The 17,394-nt window shown below is 33.8% G+C and carries 19 protein-coding genes and 3 tRNA genes; 2 read left to right on the forward strand and 20 right to left on the reverse strand.

What is annotated here, in order from left to right:
• The coding region (locus M2373_RS20525) for a hypothetical protein (protein WP_259113134.1) at window positions 1–217 on the forward strand (217 nt) is incomplete at its 5' end.
• Window positions 218–367: 150 nt separating this feature from the next.
• Complete coding sequence (deoD, locus tag M2373_RS20530; protein ID WP_259113135.1) at window positions 368–1,078, forward strand: purine-nucleoside phosphorylase; 711 nt, start codon at window positions 368–370, stop codon at window positions 1,076–1,078.
• Window positions 1,079–1,150: 72 nt separating this feature from the next.
• Here deoD and M2373_RS20535 read toward each other — a convergent pair whose 3' ends face one another.
• The 20 genes from M2373_RS20535 to M2373_RS20630 all read right to left on the reverse strand — a co-directional run bounded on the left by M2373_RS20535 (window position 1,151) and on the right by M2373_RS20630 (window position 17,391).
• Window positions 1,151–1,936 carry a TatD family hydrolase gene (locus M2373_RS20535; RefSeq protein ID WP_259113136.1) on the reverse strand — a complete coding sequence of 262 codons (786 nt, stop codon included), beginning with the start codon at window positions 1,934–1,936 and terminating at the stop codon, window positions 1,151–1,153.
• Window positions 1,933–2,253, reverse strand: a complete 321-nt coding sequence (locus tag M2373_RS20540; RefSeq protein WP_259113137.1) for a hypothetical protein — start codon at window positions 2,251–2,253, stop codon at window positions 1,933–1,935. Before M2373_RS20540 ends, M2373_RS20535 begins: the two co-directional genes overlap by 4 nt.
• Before the next feature lie 11 nt (window positions 2,254–2,264).
• A complete protein-coding gene (locus M2373_RS20545) occupies window positions 2,265–3,092 on the reverse strand; it encodes a Sir2 family NAD-dependent protein deacetylase (RefSeq protein ID WP_259113138.1) in 828 nt (275 codons plus the stop codon).
• Window positions 3,093–3,312: 220 nt separating this feature from the next.
• Window positions 3,313–3,384 (reverse strand) — tRNA-Gly (locus M2373_RS20550).
• A 7-nt stretch (window positions 3,385–3,391) separates the two neighbouring features.
• A tRNA-Ser gene (locus tag M2373_RS20555) sits at window positions 3,392–3,461 on the reverse strand.
• Window positions 3,462–3,468: 7 nt separating this feature from the next.
• Window positions 3,469–3,542, reverse strand: a tRNA-Asp gene (locus M2373_RS20560).
• A gap of 9 nt (window positions 3,543–3,551) precedes the next feature.
• Entirely contained in the window at window positions 3,552–4,916 is a 1,365-nt protein-coding gene (locus M2373_RS20565) for an SDR family NAD(P)-dependent oxidoreductase (RefSeq protein WP_259113139.1), read from the reverse strand.
• 296 nt (window positions 4,917–5,212) lie between these two features.
• Window positions 5,213–5,863 carry a hypothetical protein gene (locus tag M2373_RS20570; RefSeq protein WP_259113140.1) on the reverse strand — a complete coding sequence of 217 codons (651 nt, stop codon included), beginning with the start codon at window positions 5,861–5,863 and terminating at the stop codon, window positions 5,213–5,215.
• Between the two features lie 52 nt (window positions 5,864–5,915).
• Window positions 5,916–6,629 carry a DUF434 domain-containing protein gene (locus tag M2373_RS20575; protein WP_259113141.1) on the reverse strand — a complete coding sequence of 238 codons (714 nt, stop codon included), beginning with the start codon at window positions 6,627–6,629 and terminating at the stop codon, window positions 5,916–5,918.
• A gap of 347 nt (window positions 6,630–6,976) precedes the next feature.
• Window positions 6,977–7,423: a hypothetical protein gene (locus M2373_RS20580; protein WP_259113142.1), complete on the reverse strand. Its 447-nt coding sequence runs from the start codon at window positions 7,421–7,423 to the stop codon at window positions 6,977–6,979.
• 264 nt (window positions 7,424–7,687) lie between these two features.
• Window positions 7,688–7,924 (reverse strand): hypothetical protein, encoded by a 237-nt coding sequence (locus tag M2373_RS20585; protein ID WP_259113143.1) that lies wholly within the window; start codon window positions 7,922–7,924, stop codon window positions 7,688–7,690.
• 310 nt (window positions 7,925–8,234) lie between these two features.
• A complete protein-coding gene (locus M2373_RS20590) occupies window positions 8,235–8,633 on the reverse strand; it encodes a hypothetical protein (RefSeq protein ID WP_259113144.1) in 399 nt (132 codons plus the stop codon).
• Window positions 8,634–8,636: 3 nt separating this feature from the next.
• A complete protein-coding gene (locus tag M2373_RS20595; RefSeq protein WP_259113145.1) occupies window positions 8,637–9,959 on the reverse strand; it encodes a hypothetical protein in 1,323 nt (440 codons plus the stop codon).
• A 3-nt stretch (window positions 9,960–9,962) separates the two neighbouring features.
• The gene (locus tag M2373_RS20600; protein WP_259113146.1) at window positions 9,963–11,882 is read right to left on the reverse strand and encodes a type VI secretion system Vgr family protein; all 1,920 of its coding nucleotides are present in this window, start codon (window positions 11,880–11,882) and stop codon (window positions 9,963–9,965) included.
• A gap of 84 nt (window positions 11,883–11,966) precedes the next feature.
• Complete coding sequence (tssD, locus tag M2373_RS20605) at window positions 11,967–12,356, reverse strand: type VI secretion system tube protein TssD (protein WP_259113147.1); 390 nt, start codon at window positions 12,354–12,356, stop codon at window positions 11,967–11,969.
• Window positions 12,357–12,583: 227 nt separating this feature from the next.
• The gene (gene tssD, locus M2373_RS20610) at window positions 12,584–12,970 is read right to left on the reverse strand and encodes a type VI secretion system tube protein TssD (RefSeq protein WP_259113149.1); all 387 of its coding nucleotides are present in this window, start codon (window positions 12,968–12,970) and stop codon (window positions 12,584–12,586) included.
• Between the two features lie 164 nt (window positions 12,971–13,134).
• A complete protein-coding gene (gene tssD, locus M2373_RS20615) occupies window positions 13,135–13,521 on the reverse strand; it encodes a type VI secretion system tube protein TssD (protein ID WP_259113150.1) in 387 nt (128 codons plus the stop codon).
• Between the two features lie 160 nt (window positions 13,522–13,681).
• Window positions 13,682–15,058 carry a DUF5458 family protein gene (locus tag M2373_RS20620; RefSeq protein WP_259113151.1) on the reverse strand — a complete coding sequence of 459 codons (1,377 nt, stop codon included), beginning with the start codon at window positions 15,056–15,058 and terminating at the stop codon, window positions 13,682–13,684.
• Window positions 15,059–15,084: 26 nt separating this feature from the next.
• Window positions 15,085–15,534: a hypothetical protein gene (locus M2373_RS20625; RefSeq protein ID WP_259113152.1), complete on the reverse strand. Its 450-nt coding sequence runs from the start codon at window positions 15,532–15,534 to the stop codon at window positions 15,085–15,087.
• Window positions 15,535–15,564: 30 nt separating this feature from the next.
• A complete protein-coding gene (locus M2373_RS20630) occupies window positions 15,565–17,391 on the reverse strand; it encodes a type VI secretion system baseplate subunit TssF (protein ID WP_259113153.1) in 1,827 nt (608 codons plus the stop codon).
• Window positions 17,392–17,394 lie beyond the last annotated feature (3 nt).

Genomic DNA, 17,394 nt, shown 5'->3' on the forward strand with positions numbered 1-17,394 from the left:
CACCATAAAAACATTAACTTCTTTCTTATTATTTTCTTCATCCCCCGCGGTTATTTTTTTTTTTTTTTTTTTTTTTTTTTTTTTGCGGGGGCGCCCCCCCCCCCCCCCCCCCGCCCCGAAATATATAGAAAATAGCGAGTGCGGAGAGCAGGAAAAAGCTTCTAAAAAGATAGGACGTCGGAAGAAGGATGATAGAGGTTTATCTTATTGTGGATAATTTTTATTTTTTCTTCAATTCCGGAAATAGAAGACCTTTTAAATATAAAATTATTTGTTTGCTTTTCTTGGTGCAATGACATTCATAACATACAAGATTGGACGTTCACTATTCACATAATTATTATCTTTGCACATTCAAAATAAAATTATGAGTATTCACATTAGTGCAAAAAAAGGAGAAATTGCTAAAGTTTTGTTGCAGCCGGGGGATCCGCTTCGCGCACAATATATTGCTGAAAATTATTTGGAAAATGCAAAATTAGTCAGCAAAACAAGAGGCATTTTTTACTATACAGGTCTTTATAAAGGTAAAGAAATCACAGTTGGAGCAAGTGGAATGGGATTTCCAAGCATCGGAATTTATTCTTTTGAATTATTTACGGAATATGAAGTTGACACCATCATCAGAATCGGAACCTGTGGCGCTTATACAACAGATCTGAAAACTTTTGACATTTTAAATGTTGAAAATGCAGCCAGTGAAAGTACTTATGCAAAATATGCCTGGGAAATTGAAGGAGACATTCTTTCTCATCAGGGAAATATTTTTGATACCATTAATGCTACTGCAGACGAACTGTCTTTAAAAACTAAAGCCATCAACGTTCACAGCAGCGATATTTTCTACAGAAAAGATCCGGCTATCCCTGCAATCGCCACAAAATATAACTGCCCGGCGGTAGAAATGGAAGCTTTTGGATTATTTGCCAATGCAAAGCATTTAGGAAAAAATGCGGCAACTATCCTTACTGTAACAGATATTATCCCTACTCATGAGAAAATTTCAGCAGACCAAAGAGAAACAGCCCTGAAACCAATGATGGAACTGGCTTTGGAAGCTGCCTGGAAGAGTTTATAAAAATATAAGGCGAATACATACTGAGCCAATACTAATAAAAAAGAGTTTTACATGATCTGTAGAACTCTTTTTTTATATTCTGAAAAAATTTCTGGCGACTTCAGTGGTTTCACCGGCGACTTCAGAAATGCTGATTTTCTTTAACCCAGCGATGGTCTGCGCAACATAAGGTAAGAAGGAAGGTTCGTTTCTTCGGTTTTGCATCCTCGGCATATTTTTCGGAAGCATAAACGGCGCATCGGTTTCGATCATCATTCTATCGAGAGGAACATATCGGATCACTTCTTCTAAATGTCTGAATCTGTTCTGATCACTGATTGCTCCTGTAAATCCTAAATAAAAACCTTTATCTAAATAAGTTTTCGCTTCATTCAATGTTCCGGTAAAACAATGGACAACAGCTTTTGGAAGTTTGGATAAATATTCATCTGTAATTTCATTAAATCTTCTGAAAGCCGACCTTTCGTGAAGAAAAAGAGGCTTATTGATTTCAACAGCTAATTCCAGCTGAGCACGATAGCATTTTTCCTGAATTGGTCTTGGCGAAAAATCTCTGTCCAAATCAAGTCCACATTCTCCAACGGAAATAACGTGATCCTGTTTTAGCAATTGTCTTAATTCATAAATACTTTCATTATTAAAAGATTTTGCATCGTGCGGATGAATTCCTGCAGTTGAAAATAAAATTTCCGGATAGTCTGCCGCAATTTCCGCTGATTCTTTACTTCCGCGAACACTTGTCCCCGTAAGGATCATTTGCTCTACTCCATTGTCGAGGGCACGATTGATGATTTCTTCATGTTCGTTATAAAATTGTTTATTGGTTAAATTGATACCAATGTCTATCAATATGTTCATTTCTTTTTTGTTTTATTATTTATTAAAAAATATCTTGTTACATGCGCCCTGCTTATTGAGCTTTTAAATGATCTCTCGGAATAAAAACTCCTGTAATCAGAATCTACACTTCCGTTAATTTCTCTGGTTATTTTCACCCAAATTAATTTCCTTTTTTTCTTTTTTTGTTTAAAAAATTTAATTGTATCACTGAGCTGATTTTCTATCTCAGACTTTTCAGTTCTTCTCCATTTTTTATTTCCATATTTTTGTAGATATTGAGGGATTTTTCCGTACTCACCTGCCCTAAATGAGCTTTTATTGTAAATATTTTTCATAAAAAACATATTTAAGAACTTATAATTTCGGCAATTATATTTTTTAATTGGGGTAAAGCTACAGAACTGCTTTCCTGAATTGAATATAATGTTTTACATCCTCTTAAGATATCATCAAAATAAGTATCATTTTCAGGATTGATAAGCACAATCCACTTTGCACGGATTTTAACCGTTTCAACAATACTCACGGGCAGAGCTGTAGAACCCGAAGTTCCAACAACAAATAAAATATCTGTATTATCTGCAATGTCATATGCCGTGTCAAAATGATAATATTTTTCGTTGTAGCTTTCATCAAACCATAACGTATGAGGACGAAGCCAGTTGCCACACTTTTTGCATTTCAGATCATCAATATCATCCGGTGTTAAATCTTCTGTATATTCCTTAAAATTAATATTTTCAGGAAAATCAATCGGTTCGCTGCATTCTTTTGAACAACGAACTTTCTGTTTGCTTCCGTGAATTTCATAGACTTTCTGAGTTCCTGATCTTTGATGAAGTCCGTCAATATTCTGGGTAATTAATTTAAATCTATCTCCCAAAACTTTTTCAATTTCAGTGATGGCAAAATGTCCCAAATTAGGTTCAGCCTCTTCAATCAGTTTTTTCCAGAAAAGATTATACTGCCACACTTCTTCCTGATTTTTGCTGAAATATTTATACGTACCAAATTCTTCAGGACGATGATATTTTGTTCCTTTAACCCAGATACCGTCAATGGAACGATAGGTAGGAATACCACTTTCTGCGGAGATTCCGGCTCCGGTAAGGAAAGTGAGGTATCCTTTTTTCTCTTTAAGAATTGTATTTAATATCGATTTTAATTTTTCCATGTTTTTAATTTTTTCACGATTCAGCTTCCCAGGTCGGTTTTCTATATGCTTATTATTAATTTAGGAAAACAGGCAAGATTTGAACTTGCAATTTCCCGAGGTTTGGGATATTTTTCCATTTAAATTACTGTTTTCATTTTGGGAGTACAGCAGGGCTCGAACCTGCAACCTCTGATCAGTGAGGTCAGTGTTCTTCCAGTTTAGAACTATGTACTCCTTGTGAAACGTACGGGACTCGAACCCGTAACCTCTGACTTGGAAGGTCAGCACTCTTCCCTTGAGCTAACGTGTCTATGTTGGGAGATAAGCAGGAATCGAACCTGCAACTCATTTTAGCAGAATGTGTTTTTCCATTATTACTATTATCTCCATTTTGGAAAGCGTGTGGGGCTCGAACCCACGACCTCCGCCGTGATAAGGCGGCATTCTTCGCTGCTGAACTAACGCTTCCTCTATATTTTACCAGTTATTAATTTTATAATTTTTCAATAAAACGCCACTGAAATAATTTCCGTTGATTCCTTCCACAATCGGATGCAGAATTCTTGCTGCTCCATCTACAGAATCCAACGGTGGAATATATCCCTGTTCAAACTGTTTTTTTCTTAAACTTTCCTTTGCTCCTGTGGAAATCCAACCTACATCAACGGCAGACATATAAATCTGATCTTTTTCAAATTCTTTTGCTGAAGTGAGTGTCATCATATTTAATGCAGCTTTTGTCATATTCGTATGCGGATGGAAAATCGTTTTATTATCATAGCTGAAGATACCTTCCGAAGACGTCACATTGATGATAAATTTTTCTTTAAAAGTTGAGTTTTTCATTAAAGCTTTCAGCTCTTTAATCAAAAAGTAAGGTGCAATATGATTAATTAAATTCACCTCCACCAATTCATACATCGAAACCTCTTCCAATGTGGAGTTCCAACTTGTTTTATCACGGTTATCAACAGGTTGTCCGAAACGTGTCAAAGCAACATTTGTTTCTTCATTCTGTGCATATTCCAGTTTTCCGATCTCTGTTGAAATTTCTGTTGTATTCGGAATTAATTTCTGATTGTTTTTAAATTCAACCAACATCTCATTTTCACGTCTGATGATGGGTAAATAATATTCATCAGGGTATTTAATGGTCTGAGCCGCATTATTGATCAAAATATCAAGCGTTTCAAAATTTGATTTATAAAAATCTATAAAATCCTGAATAGCTTTTAAATTTCTAAGATCCAAACCATACACCCAAAGTCTATCTTTCCATTCGCTATAATCTGCTTCCTGCTGCAAAGTTTCCAATGCCAGAGCTGGAAAACGGGTTGTCAAAACCAAATTGGCACCATTTCTCAACAGTTTCAGTGCTGTTGCAAAACCTACCTTTACCCGTCCACCGGTTAAAATCACATTTCGTCCCGATAAATCCGCTGAAAGAAAACGTTTTTCATAATTTTCATCAGCACATTTCGGGCATAGTCTTGTATAAAAAGAGTGTGCATATTGGTAGCTTTGGTTACAGCAGTAGCAGTTTTTGGGAATCTGCAATTTTGTAAGCTGTGTTTCGCCTTTCTGATTGTCATAAAAAACGGAAACTCCCGCCAAAGCTTTTTTCATCAAAACAGATTCGGAATTGATTTCCAAATCATTCGTTTTCATTTCTGCATAACTTTCCTGACGGTTTTGTTTTTTGGCATTTTTATGAATTTTCGTAATTAATCCTGAAAAAGTTTTATTATCAGGATTCAAAAATGGTTCATCCTTCAGGGTATTAAGAACCTTGAGACAAGCTTCCCATTCGTTTTGCGAAAAATTTTGATTAGAAAATCCCATTGCTTTTTATTTTACACCGACAAAATTACGGATGCAGTGCGCAATGTTTTTACGTAGAGTATCTTTTTTGAGTTGGAAGATAGAATTTGGAGGATGGAGGTTTGAATTGAACTCTTATTAAATGAGTTATAAATAAAAATATTATTTGTAAGACTGCATCACTTTGAGTAGATTTTGAAAAAATCGTATCGAAAAGCTTATTTAAATTGAAAATTCTCGATACAAAATTATTCTACATTTCATTACAAATAATTTTTACCCGAATTGACGAAGTTTTTCTTGTCGTATGTAAATTATTATTCATTAATAAAAACTTCAAGAAAGCCGATCAGATTTTCACCTCCGTGGCTCCAGCGAATTCCGTGACCGTCTTTTTCCCTGACTTCAAAAACCAATTCGTGTTTGTAATGAAAAAATACATTCCACCAGGTTTTATGGTCTAAAATGAAATTAATTTTTTCCATTACGAGTTGCTGTTTCTGTTGATTATTGCCTTTTACTTCACCCCAAAACCGGTCTTCCATTCTCCCGACATGCTTTTCCCAGGCTCTCTGAGCAAAAGTAATTTCGCTGTTAAAAGGTTTTTCACAAGCTTCAATGAGTTTATTTTTGAGTGGAGGAATTCCGTTTTCGTCACGAAGACTGGCAGGTGTTAATCTTTGACCTAAAATATGTAACCAATTTTCAAAAGGAATGTCTTCCAATTGTTTTGTTTTAAGTATATCTGAATTTTGAGATTCAAGAATATGAATGAATGTGTTAAAACTTCCATCCCGATCGACCTTAAGTTCTTCATTAAAACTGGGTAAATCCCAATCTAAAGTTTTGCTTTTAAATTTTTGAATATTTACACTTAAATTACTGAGATGTTCTTCCGCTAAAATTGCCTGATATTTTTCTGTCCATTCTTTAGAAAATAGCGGAATATAGGGTTGAAATAAATCCATAGTTAAATCTTTTTTTTAAGCATATGTCTTTGTGTAATTCTTGTTAAAAAAATCAGGCCATTTTTACAAGATTAACGAAAAGTTGTTCTTCTCTAATTAAATATCCTACAAGATTAAACCAATTTTTACAATAATCCAAAATCCAGGCATCGGAAGAAACAATGATTTCAGCATTTTCAACTAAAAATTTATCCGGATTGAATTCTAAATCAACTCTCCAATTGAGGTTATTTTCAACAGCAAATTCAAGAATAATTTGTTTGATTCTTCCGCTGTTTGAAACCGGCTTATCGAAAACCCAGATCAGTTCTTCTGCCTGAGATTTTTGAAAAAATCCGGCAACCAGCTCAATTGACCTCATCGTCTGATTCACTCTTTTATATGTACCGTGAACACCGGACAGATCACGAAAACAACCGTCAACTCCTTCGAAAATATAGGCTTCAGAAAGCAAACTCTCCAACAATATCAATACATTAAAACCATCCAGATAAATGGTTCTATTTTTTAGATCTGAAACCTCAAGTTCCTTCAATTTTCTTTTTTGGATCTGCTGTTCCGACGCCGAAGCTCCGCGCAATGCCTGAATTTGTCGGGTTTTTAATTTATAACGATGTGCCACCAGCTCGGAAGTCGTTTTTTCAGGATAATCTCTGGTTAATAAATAATGCATATCCTGAACCGCCGATTTCAGTTTTTCAATTTGTTTATCTGAGCTGAAAAGAGTGTCATCTCCAGTGGTTTTGCCGCGGTTTCTGTTGTTCATAGTTAGTAGAGTATAATTTCACAGCCTTTTATTTTTCTTCTCAAAGGAGAAAATATTAGAATAAAAGTAATAATCTGTAATATTAAAATAAAAAAATTATTAATATGGTACCAAAAGCATTATCAGATAATTTTTTGATATTTTCTATCGATATATCTACCTGCTTTATTAAAAGTTCTTTCTCAGGGATACTTATATTAAGTTTTTGCTTTATTTTCCATTTTTGTTCAGACGTAAATTGATCATTTTTAGCAATAAAAGAAAAAATTGCATTCTACCAATTTATTTTATATTTTTTTGACTTATAATTTTTTTCTCCTTTACTCCTTGTTATGATTTCTATCACATCAGGATTCTTTTCCATTTTTTTTTATAATTTCAGGAAAATCTTTCCTAAATTGTCTATAGGTTACAATTTTAGCCGAGTCTCTAAAATTTTCTATATCTTTATTTATAACATATTTCTTAAAAACTTTTTTAGCATCATCAATGTCAATATAAAGTTTTTTTATGTGGCATATTATTGTATCACTCTTCCCCTTTGATAAATGCCAATCCTCGTCATACTTAACTCCTTTTGTATTTTTATCTATATTTTTGTAATTTCCTAATGAAATATACTTTCCATTAATATAAAATACAGTTTCAACATAATCATAATTTTCATCACTGTCATTTTTAATATAAAATTCTAAGGGAATATCTATTTTTAGGCTGTCCCTATTTTCCGAATACATATCTGGAGTCATATAAACAAATTCATGACTTATATTTTGTCTAAAAATCAATCCCATTCTTTGATTTTTACAAGAATAAATACAAATAAAGATTAGAAATGTGATAATGATTTTTTTAATGTTCATAATTAGTTTTTTGTAAAAATTGTTTCTATTACAAAAATATTGTCATGTAAATTAATTTTTTCATTGCTGAAAATGGTATCTTTGAACATTACTCTTGACTAACAATTGATATTTCCCCAGTGCCTGAATCTATTTTTGCCAAAAAATATAGAGGTGCCATTTTTTTGTCCCTTTTATCGTTATTACTTGCATATCCTATATAATAAAAATTATCATATATATAACTTTATAAAAAGTATCTTTATTAAACGGTTCTTCTTTAACATTAAAATTCTTATGAAAATTTTTTAAATAAATTTCATAAGCTTTTGTATAAGAAATTTTCATAAGCTTTTCTTCATTATTAAAATTTGAATCACCTAAATATATCTTCTTATTTTTATTACATCCTAAAAGCGAAAGTATTCCCATAATAGTAATTATTTTTTTCATTATTTAAGGTTTTGGCCAAGTGCTATCTTCTTGTTTAATTATAGTAATTTTAGCTAATTCTTCATTATGTTGTTTTGACGTACTAATAAAGGACTGTAGATCCTCTAATAATCCTTTTGGTGTTTGCGTCATATCAGGAATCCAATTTTCCCCATCTACAAATGTAAAAAACCTGTTTTATTGCAGTTTTTACAGTTGTAGTGCATTGCTCACCAGTCCAAGGGAGAACACTGTAAGCTTTTAAATGTTTATATCTTTCTGTCCACCAACTAATAATTTTCTTTGCCTCACTTTCTTTTACATAAAATTTTTAAAATGGAAATTTTTCTCCATCACCATTATAAGCATTTTTATAATTCAACATAATTTTTGAATCATTTTGCCTTACTTCTCCCGTTTTAGAATTTACCCAAATTCCATTAATAAAAGTTTTTGATTCTTTCGGATTTAATGATGAATTAAATACGTAATAATCATTGATAGAAAAGAATAACCAATTCTCAGAGATTTGATTATTCTTTTTTGCATAATCTTTTTGTATATTCCATGCCTCATCTAATTTTATAGGAGCATTTTTCTCAAACTTTTTAAATTCAGTAGTTCCATAATAGATAATTTTATTCTCTTGAAAAAATTTATCTTTTTCACTTTTACAACCGACGAATGTAATAAATGATGTTAAAATTGACATAATAATATTTTTTTTCATTTGTTAAGGAAAATTTTTACTTTCCGGTTTTATAATAATCTGTTTTGCTAATTGTTCATTGTGTTGTTTAGATGTACTTTTAAATGATCTCAAGTCCTCTAATAAACCTGAAGGCATCTGTGTCGTATCTGGAATGAAATTCCCCAAAGGTTTAGTTACACCAAATGGAAAAGCCTCTTGAATTGCTGCTTTTACGGCAGTAGTGCATTGCTCTCCTGTCCAAGGATAAACGCTATACACCTTAAGATGTTTATATCGTTCTTCCCACCATTTTATCATTCTTTTAGCTTCGCTTTCTTTTACGTAGAAATCTGTTTTATAGACTTCTCCATAGACACCAGTTTTGAATTTTTTCCAATCAAGTTTTATAAAATCCAGTACTTGATCGAGTTTAACATCACTTGCTTTAATTTCTAATCTATCAGCAACCATTTCTCCCCACCAAGGTCTGCCAGGAGAGAATTTTTCATTAATATTATAAATAGGTTTTCCATTTTTATCTTTTGCCTTTAGATCTACATTATCAACTTTATCTCCATCATCATTGAAATCATAATCATATTGTTTTTCATTAACAGTTGATTGTGAATAATCCGGTCCATAGTCAAAATACCGATCGCCGATCGCCATAGCCGAATGTCCTGCTAATCCCAAAGCACTAATTGGATTATTTAATAGTGTATAATATGAATGCGGCAGCTCAATCAAAACAGTAATTAAAAACTCTTTTTCATAGACAACAAGATAATTAAATTCTTCGACAGGTAAATCTAATTGCTCCGTTTCTTTATCACTTTTATCATAATAGGTACATGCAAAGTACAATTCAATTTCATTTCCTCCATCATCATTTATTAACGTTACCAGATTTTCAGTAAGATTTATCCAGATACATGCTTTTCCGTTTGCATCTGTTTGCATCTCTTCTACTTGTAAATAGATATTAGTTTTAGCATCTTTCTGAGAAGAATATATTTTGATACTATCATCATGATTAAATAAGCCGTCCCAATCTTTCAAAGTAAAATTGATCTTACTTCCTGCAGGAACCTTACTTTTATCCATTTCTATATGAAACTTTACTTTCTGCCCAACTAATGCTTCTTTTATAGATTTATCATTTTCATCAGTCCACCATCCCCTTTTAAAATACCTGCCAACTGGCTTAGGTTGTTTAGGGTTAGCGATCAAAATTTCTTTATCCGAAGAAAAATATCCTTTACCACCAGAATTCATTGTAAAGTTCTCTGTATAAACAGTAAAATTTTCTTCTATTTCTTTAATTGAGCTTCCTAATGAAACTCTATTAATAGTTCCACCCGCCATACCTTAATTAAAATTTGATTTTTCACCTGCATTTTTATGCAATTCTTTCTGAGCATGGATATTCGTTTCTCCTTTTGAATTGGTAGTATGCTTTTCAGAATCTTCATTTATTTCTTTAGCTCTAGATTTTCTTTCTCCTTGTGCCACTTCCATAATATTAGCAGCCATTAAAGAATAATCTGTCACAGCATTCTGCATCATCATTCCTCCCGCAAAACTACTGTGATTTACACCTGCTATTTCAGAAATATTCATTCCTGCATTAGAAGTAATATTCATTCCTGCCGTAATATTAATATTTTCACCTGCCGTAAAAGTCATATTCTTCGGCGCATTCACATTAATATTCCCTTGCCCATCCATCAAATATGTATTCCCGCTCGGATCTTCAATAAAAACAGAACCTTCCGCATCATTTAGAATAATCTTAGTTCCCGACCGGGTATGGATAACTTTTTTATCATTTCCTGAAGTGTGATAAGAACTCGTTTCCGAGCCGTTGTAATGAGTTCCGGCAACAAAAGGTTTTTCGGCATTCCTGCTTTCAAAATCTACCAAAACTTCTTCTCCGATTTCAGGGATAAAATGAAAACCTTTTCCACTTCCCGAATGTGGTTGTACCAATCTCAGCCAAGGTGTTTGCTGACTTTTCTTTTCCTGCCACGGAAACTGTACTTTTACCCTGCCCATTCCCATAGGATCATTGTTGTCAAATACTTTTGCAGACTGTTTTTCACCCAACGGAATGGCATCATTATCCTGATAGGGAGTATTGAATAAATCCGGAATGCCTATAAATTCATTATAATAGATATTTCCGTTGTGATAATGTTGTATCTCCATGACGCGATAGGTTTCCATTGCTTTTCCGTTGATATCGCTCAACTTTACTCTACCTCCTATTTTCAGTTCAGGATCTTTACTTTTTCCACGAACCCAAATCAGATTTTCTCTTTTTTCTTTTTCTTTTCTCACGGCTTCTTTCAGTTCTCGATCTGCAAAAGATGAAATACCACTGTGATTAAAAAGCATTTCAGGTTTCTTCTGATATACTTTTTTTGAAGCATTAATTGCCACTGCCTGAAAAGGATTTTCTTTGTACTGTATCTGCACCGAGGTGGAATCTTTTTCTATTTTTCCGCCGTTTTCTGCATCATAAGAAAGATAATTAAAATCCTGAGGTTTGATATTCATTTCAAATTCAACATCAATAAGATCTATATTTTCTTCCAGACTAATAATAGGCTGTACCTTATTTCCAAATATCAGATTCTGACCATTGTAGTAAAAATATTCTCCATACCGGATGGCCAGTCTTTTGATAAACTGATAATCCGATTCTTTGTATTGTACGGTATAGGGAATTTGATATTTGGTATTAGGACTTTCAACAATAACCTTGCAGTCTTCCGGATATTCTGCAGTTGCTGTTTTGATAATCTGCTCTAGGCTTTTATCTTCAAAACTCTGGCAATCCTGTCCGTTTTCCAACAGTATACTTGGTGCATATCCGCTGATGAGTAGCTTACCGTAACCATTTTCTTTTTTATTCTTGACATTGGCTACAATTCCTGTAAACATTTGCTTCACCTGTCCGAAACGATGAAAATTAATTGTCAGTTTTTTACCTAAAATATTCCTGGAATTTTCCATGACATAGCCTTCGAAACTGTCAACCGCATCATCAGGAGTAGTAATTGTAAATGAATCGTGATCGTTGGTATTCTGTTGAAGATGAAGATCAAAATGAGATTTATCTAAAAATGGTTTTCCGTCCAGACTCAGTGTACAATACACTAACGGGCTGGTTTTATCCAAAAGAAAATCATTGAAAGTCTTTGAGGAAAAATATTTTTCTATATCATCAGGATGGTTCAGTCTTCCGCCGACACCTGATGTATATGGGCTGTTTATTTCTTCCATGTGTTTGTATTTTGTGTTTGATCAGTTGTAAATATTGAGAATTTGAATTGAGAGTATTTTTCAGAATTACTCATTATTTATATTTTATTCCCGCCAGCTCTTTTCGTGGGTTGCTCCGTTCAGGTCAAACTTTTTGGCAATAAGATGAATTTCTATTTGTAAAGGTTCATCATTTTTCGACTCGAAATGTTCTGTAAATTTAATACAGTATGCTTTTTCAAAATTCAGTTCCTGAAGTTTGCTCATCGCATCTCTCCTGTAATAAATAATTTTTCCGTTTTTAGTCTGGTTATGATCCAGCATCCAGCCCAATAATTCCGGATTTCCTGTGCTTTCTATTCTGATGGTAATTTCCCCGCCCTGAGGCATGCCTTGAGGTTTTCCGGTACCATCTGTCTGCTGTGAAAAGCTATAATGACATTCCAGAATATTATAAGTATTTCCGTCTAATTCTAATTTTGATAAAAATGACATGTGTTTTTAGTTATTGGTTAAAGGTTATATAGATGAAGAGGTATTATGATAAATAGATAATGCTTCGACAGGCTCAGCATGATAACCCTAATACTACTATTCATAATAAATATCTTACAGATATGTTATTTTTTGATATCATCCTCTATTGAACATTAGCAAACTTTCTCTTCACTGAAGAAAAGTAATGGGTATTGAAGTATTACCCATTACTTATTAATCATGAATTATACCCATTCGTTTTCATAAGCTCCTGAGCCTAATTCAATTTTTCTTGCCGAAATAGTGAATGTTTCAGTCAGTGGATTTTCTCCGGTTGAGTCAAAATTTTCTCTATGTTTTACAAGGTAACCTTCCGTGAATTTCAATTCTTTCAGGGTAGCGTCACTGTCACGCTTAAAAAATTTCACACTTCCGTCTTTTCTCTCGAATGAATTGGTCATCCATTCAAAAAGGTCAGTAGATCCCGTCCCTTCGATGATCACTTCAATTTTCCCTCCTCTTGTTACTGTAGATGGTCTTCCTGTAGCATCTGTTTCCTGAAATAATCCATAGCTTACGTTCAGTACATTATATTCTTTACCTGCTACGCTTAATTTTGCTTTAAATGACATAATAATTGGTTTTTGTAATTAAGATTTGTTTGATTATACTGTGTTTTTTAATGGGACGTCTTTTTTTCATCATTAATATATTTCCCTGATATCTGTGAATTATCTGAAAACAGAAGAAATCCCATTCTTAAAATATCTGATTATTTTTTATGTAAATAAAGGCATTATACCCATTCATTGACATGTTTACCAGTCCCTAACTGGATCTCTTTCGCCGAAAGCGTAAAAGTTTCTGTCAGAGGATTTTTCCCTGTAGAATCGAAATTCTCACGGTATTGAATGATGTAAGCTTCTTTGAATTTAAGCTCTTTTAAGGTAGCGTCTCCGTCACGTTTAAGGAATACAATACTTCCGTCTTTTCTTTCAAATGAATTTGTCATCCATTCAAAAAGATCAGTTTCGCCTGTACCTTCCACGGTGATTTCTATTTTTCCGCCTCTTGTAACCGAAGAGGGTCTTCCTGTAGGGTCGGTTTCCTGGAGTAGGTCGTAGTTTACCGACAGTACATTACGGTCTTTACCCGCAACTTTGAATTTGGTTTTAAATGACATAATAAATATATTTTTGTTTTGAATAATAAATAATACCAAAGATGGAAATATATCAGTATCAAAGATATAAGCTAATTTCCTTCACACAAGTTTTCGTGATTCAATTTGAAATAACTTCCGAAATTCATTGAAATACCATTAAAAATCGGCAAATTATTCATTATTTCTGCTCGTATTCGGTATCCCATTCGTTACCATCCTCTCCTTTATGTCCATCCATTTTAATCAGGAAGTTTTTGGCAGGAAAGTAAGGTTTCATATGAATATCCAGATGAATTCTGTCTTTTTGCACGGGATCCTGTTCAAATTTTTTAACCTCAAAATTTTCGATCAGTTTACCAGGACCTGTAATACCATCCAGAAAACGTACAATCTGACCCATAATTTCTTTTCTCGTCACAGCTGTAAAATTTTCAAAGGCTCTTCTGTTTAAAAAATCCATTAAAACTTTCGTTACATAATCAAAGACTCTGACTACAGAATAAGTTTGCAAGCCAAGATTATCACCATTAAATAAAGTTTTTCCTGAAAAAGCCATTACTTTTCCGTATTCGTTCACCATTGGAATCAATCCTAAATTTTCAAGATTGGCGATTTCACTTTTCTTAAGATCAAACTTTACTCCATCGATCTCATTAATTCCACCGAATTTTTTACCGGCCGTCACCTGAGACATCAGTGTTTTATATACTTTACCTGCTAACGCTGCAGAAGGCGGAATGAATAAATCTTCACTCTCATGAATAGCTTCAAAGCGACCTCTTCCTACCAGCCAGTTACAGGTCATTAAAATATTTGATCTGAAAATATCTCCTCCAGTAAGATAAGCCTGATCGAACATTTCCATAACATCATCCGGTTCATCCAAATGCTCAAAATCCGTCACCAGCATTACTTTATTTTCGTGGGCGATTTTTCCCCATTTTTCAACCACTTTATTGGATCCCAGATATCCCGGAATGACCAGAATCCCGTAATTGTTTTTAAGATCTAGTCTGTCATAATTATCAGAAAGTTCTGCATGGATAGAGTCAATAAATCTTGTGTTATCAAGATCTTTCAGTTGCTCAAGATTCGCATTGACGATCGTTACATTTTTCACTTTTTCGGTTTCCGTATTCTTATAGAACATTCCTACCGTTCTGTAATTTGACTCAAGCTCTCTGGTAACTTCCACAGCTTTAGAAAGATTCTTGGTCAGTAGTCCCTCAGCTTGTTTTCTCTGATCTTCACAATCAGCCACCATATCAGTCAGTGAACTGCTTTTATTGATCACCTCAGCCCAAAGCTGCAGTGTTTTTTTCAGTGTATCTCTTTCTTTTTCTTTATTTTTTTCGGTCAAGAATATTTTTCTTCTTGCTTTTCTGTCAGGATTGATATTCTGAACCCCTTCAATAGAAGTTTCCAAAAGATCAAAACCTCCGTATCGTACCAGTTTTTCTAAACTTTTTTCTACAGATACTTTCCCCGAATGTATTTTTTCCTGTTGATCTATTACAGGAATTTCTGTACTCTGTACTTGTGGCTTATTCGACATAATTTAATTTTTTTGTGTTGTGTTTTTTATTTGTTTTCTTCTAACTCATTGATTAAAGATTGTAAGGTATCATATAATGCTTTCTTAGCATCCGGATCTTCCAAAGCAGCCTTTAAAATTTTATTTGTTTTCAGCTGTTTGATAATTTTCTGATACTGATCTTTTTCAGTTTCCAAACCTGAAAGAAAATTACTTTGTTCTGTAATTCCTTTCGTTCCGAAATCTCCTAGATTTTTAAATCTCAGATTTTCCATTTTCACAGCACCTTCTGCGTCTTCAAAATCTACTTTAAATTCCGGTTTGAAATGCTCAAATACTCTGTCAATTGTATTAAGACCCTCTACCAGCTCAGGTTTTACAGGATCATCTGCTGTAAGTTTGTGAGCAATTAATGTCCTGTTCTGAGGGATTTCTGCAATCGCCTCATTTGCATCGCGTGGAACTTCATTTCCACCAATTCCTTTGTTTGATAACATAAGTTTTTGTGTTTTGAATTATTAATAAATTTATTTTTCGAATATCCTGTATGGATATATATTGGCCGATTTTTTCTTAAGATTGAGCAGGAAACTTTCACATAAATAACTCCATTCTGTTTCAGCTAATTCCTTGGTTATTTCCTCATTCCTTATAAGATATACATCAATAGTCCTGCTGAATCCACCTTTCAGCGACACCTCTTTCTTCGTTCCCTTTTTTACTTCTATATTTTTGATCGTATTTCTAAAATGTTTCATCCCGAATGCACGGATATCTGCAACAGTTACGAGTCTTCCTCTGGTCAGAAGAGCATTACGGTATTCTAAAATCTTATCTTTTGAAGAAAGACTTTTTCTTCCTCCCACCGATGCTTTAATCATTACTGCCGATTTATCCAGCACCGAATTTTCGGATTCTTCAACAGAGAGAACCGTTCCGGGACGTACATCATTTCCTTCCTCCGCAAGCGTAAGCCAATAGGAAATACTGCAGGTAATTTCTTTATCCTGAGAATCAGCTGTAATAATCAGATATGGGTTATTGGCCTGCGAAAAATTTTTCTCTTTGGCCAACTGATGTAAAGCCGCAATATTCTGACTGATCTGCCGAAGAGTTTCCTTCGCCGAATCTCCTCCGATACCTGCAAAAGCAGCCGTTTCGTCTTTTACCAATTCAAGCATATATTGCAGAAGCTCTGAAGCACTTCTCTGATCGAACCTTGAAATTCCACCTTTTCTTAGGACTACTGAAATATTTTCAGATTCAGTATCATAATTTTTGACATCAAACCTTTTCCCCATTTCATCCGCAACAAAATCCAGATCCAGAAAACTGTTTTCAGAAACGATAGGGATAATGTTCAGTCTTCCGGTAACCCTGTGAAAAGATCTCGAATTATTCATATTTACTACAGGAATGCAGTTTAAAGAGATATGTACATTTTCTAAAACCTCTCCAACTATAGCTTCTGAAAATTTAAACTTGAGCCAAATAATATTGTCTTCCTCAGCCAAGCGGTTTCCAATAAAATAACGGTCAAAAAGTTCTTTCTTTTCAGGTTTATCACTATGTTTTAAACTCCCGTTCAGCGTAAAGTAATTCGAAAAATAATACTGATTGACATCTGTATAAATTTGCTCCAGATCAGAATAATTTTTCGTGATAATATGTTCAAGATTCAGATCCTGATTATCGACATTATATCCTTCTTCAAGGGCAATTTCCTGGTTTCCGAAATACACTTTAGCCTGTTTTAAATAATAGAAAAACAGTTCTTTCTGATAAGTATTGTTAATATCAATATAAAGCATCACCCGATCAAGGTCCACTTTATTCGGACACTGAAGTCCCAGCCAGAGCTCACCGGAAGGAATATGTGTTTCACTTCTTGCGATGGTGTCCGTAAAAAAGAAACTTTCAACGCGATTTAAAACATTTTCATAAGCAATATACTCCGCTTTTGCAGTCGTTAAAACAGCTTCTACTGTTGGTGTAAAAAATACCTCTTTGCTGATACTTTCTGTAGGATTATAGACATTATGTATTTTTTTTGAAGTCTTAAAATGATTATACACAGACACCTTCACATTATTTTCTAAGGGATATACCTGAAGCAGTGCTCTAGCAGGAATCACTCCGGAAACTTCTTCCGGAAACATGACCTCCAATACCCTTTCGATAATTCTCGATCTTGAACTTTCAAGCTCAAAACCCAGTTTTTCCAATTCCGAAGCTACTCCCGACAAGAGCAGACTTACAATAGGATCGAATGACGTTTCCGCTTCCAGTTCGTTGTAGCCCCACATCCGCGCTGCACGTCTTAGAATTCTGTCTTTTATACGTTCTTGATTCATGCT

It is taken from the genome of Chryseobacterium sp. JUb7 (assembly GCF_024806495.1).
In the GTDB taxonomy this organism is placed as follows: Bacteria; Bacteroidota; Bacteroidia; order Flavobacteriales; family Weeksellaceae; genus Chryseobacterium.

What these genes read in the sequence shown, in the direction of transcription:
- deoD (WP_259113135.1), top strand. Translation starts at nt 368, where the DNA reads ATGAGTATTCACATTAGTGCAAAAAAAGGAGAAATTGCTAAAGTTTTG.
- M2373_RS20535 (WP_259113136.1), bottom strand. Translation starts at nt 1,936, where the DNA reads ATGAACATATTGATAGACATTGGTATCAATTTAACCAATAAACAATTT.
- M2373_RS20540 (WP_259113137.1), bottom strand. Translation starts at nt 2,253, where the DNA reads ATGAAAAATATTTACAATAAAAGCTCATTTAGGGCAGGTGAGTACGGA.
- M2373_RS20545 (WP_259113138.1), bottom strand. Translation starts at nt 3,092, where the DNA reads ATGGAAAAATTAAAATCGATATTAAATACAATTCTTAAAGAGAAAAAA.
- M2373_RS20565 (WP_259113139.1), bottom strand. Translation starts at nt 4,916, where the DNA reads ATGGGATTTTCTAATCAAAATTTTTCGCAAAACGAATGGGAAGCTTGT.
- M2373_RS20570 (WP_259113140.1), bottom strand. Translation starts at nt 5,863, where the DNA reads ATGGATTTATTTCAACCCTATATTCCGCTATTTTCTAAAGAATGGACA.
- M2373_RS20575 (WP_259113141.1), bottom strand. Translation starts at nt 6,629, where the DNA reads ATGAACAACAGAAACCGCGGCAAAACCACTGGAGATGACACTCTTTTC.
- M2373_RS20580 (WP_259113142.1), bottom strand. Translation starts at nt 7,423, where the DNA reads ATGGGATTGATTTTTAGACAAAATATAAGTCATGAATTTGTTTATATG.
- M2373_RS20585 (WP_259113143.1), bottom strand. Translation starts at nt 7,924, where the DNA reads ATGAAAAAAATAATTACTATTATGGGAATACTTTCGCTTTTAGGATGT.
- M2373_RS20590 (WP_259113144.1), bottom strand. Translation starts at nt 8,633, where the DNA reads ATGAAAAAAAATATTATTATGTCAATTTTAACATCATTTATTACATTC.
- M2373_RS20595 (WP_259113145.1), bottom strand. Translation starts at nt 9,959, where the DNA reads ATGGCGGGTGGAACTATTAATAGAGTTTCATTAGGAAGCTCAATTAAA.
- M2373_RS20600 (WP_259113146.1), bottom strand. Translation starts at nt 11,882, where the DNA reads ATGGAAGAAATAAACAGCCCATATACATCAGGTGTCGGCGGAAGACTG.
- tssD (WP_259113147.1), bottom strand. Translation starts at nt 12,356, where the DNA reads ATGTCATTTTTATCAAAATTAGAATTAGACGGAAATACTTATAATATT.
- tssD (WP_259113149.1), bottom strand. Translation starts at nt 12,970, where the DNA reads ATGTCATTTAAAGCAAAATTAAGCGTAGCAGGTAAAGAATATAATGTA.
- tssD (WP_259113150.1), bottom strand. Translation starts at nt 13,521, where the DNA reads ATGTCATTTAAAACCAAATTCAAAGTTGCGGGTAAAGACCGTAATGTA.
- M2373_RS20620 (WP_259113151.1), bottom strand. Translation starts at nt 15,058, where the DNA reads ATGTCGAATAAGCCACAAGTACAGAGTACAGAAATTCCTGTAATAGAT.
- M2373_RS20625 (WP_259113152.1), bottom strand. Translation starts at nt 15,534, where the DNA reads ATGTTATCAAACAAAGGAATTGGTGGAAATGAAGTTCCACGCGATGCA.
- M2373_RS20630 (WP_259113153.1), bottom strand. Translation starts at nt 17,391, where the DNA reads ATGAATCAAGAACGTATAAAAGACAGAATTCTAAGACGTGCAGCGCGG.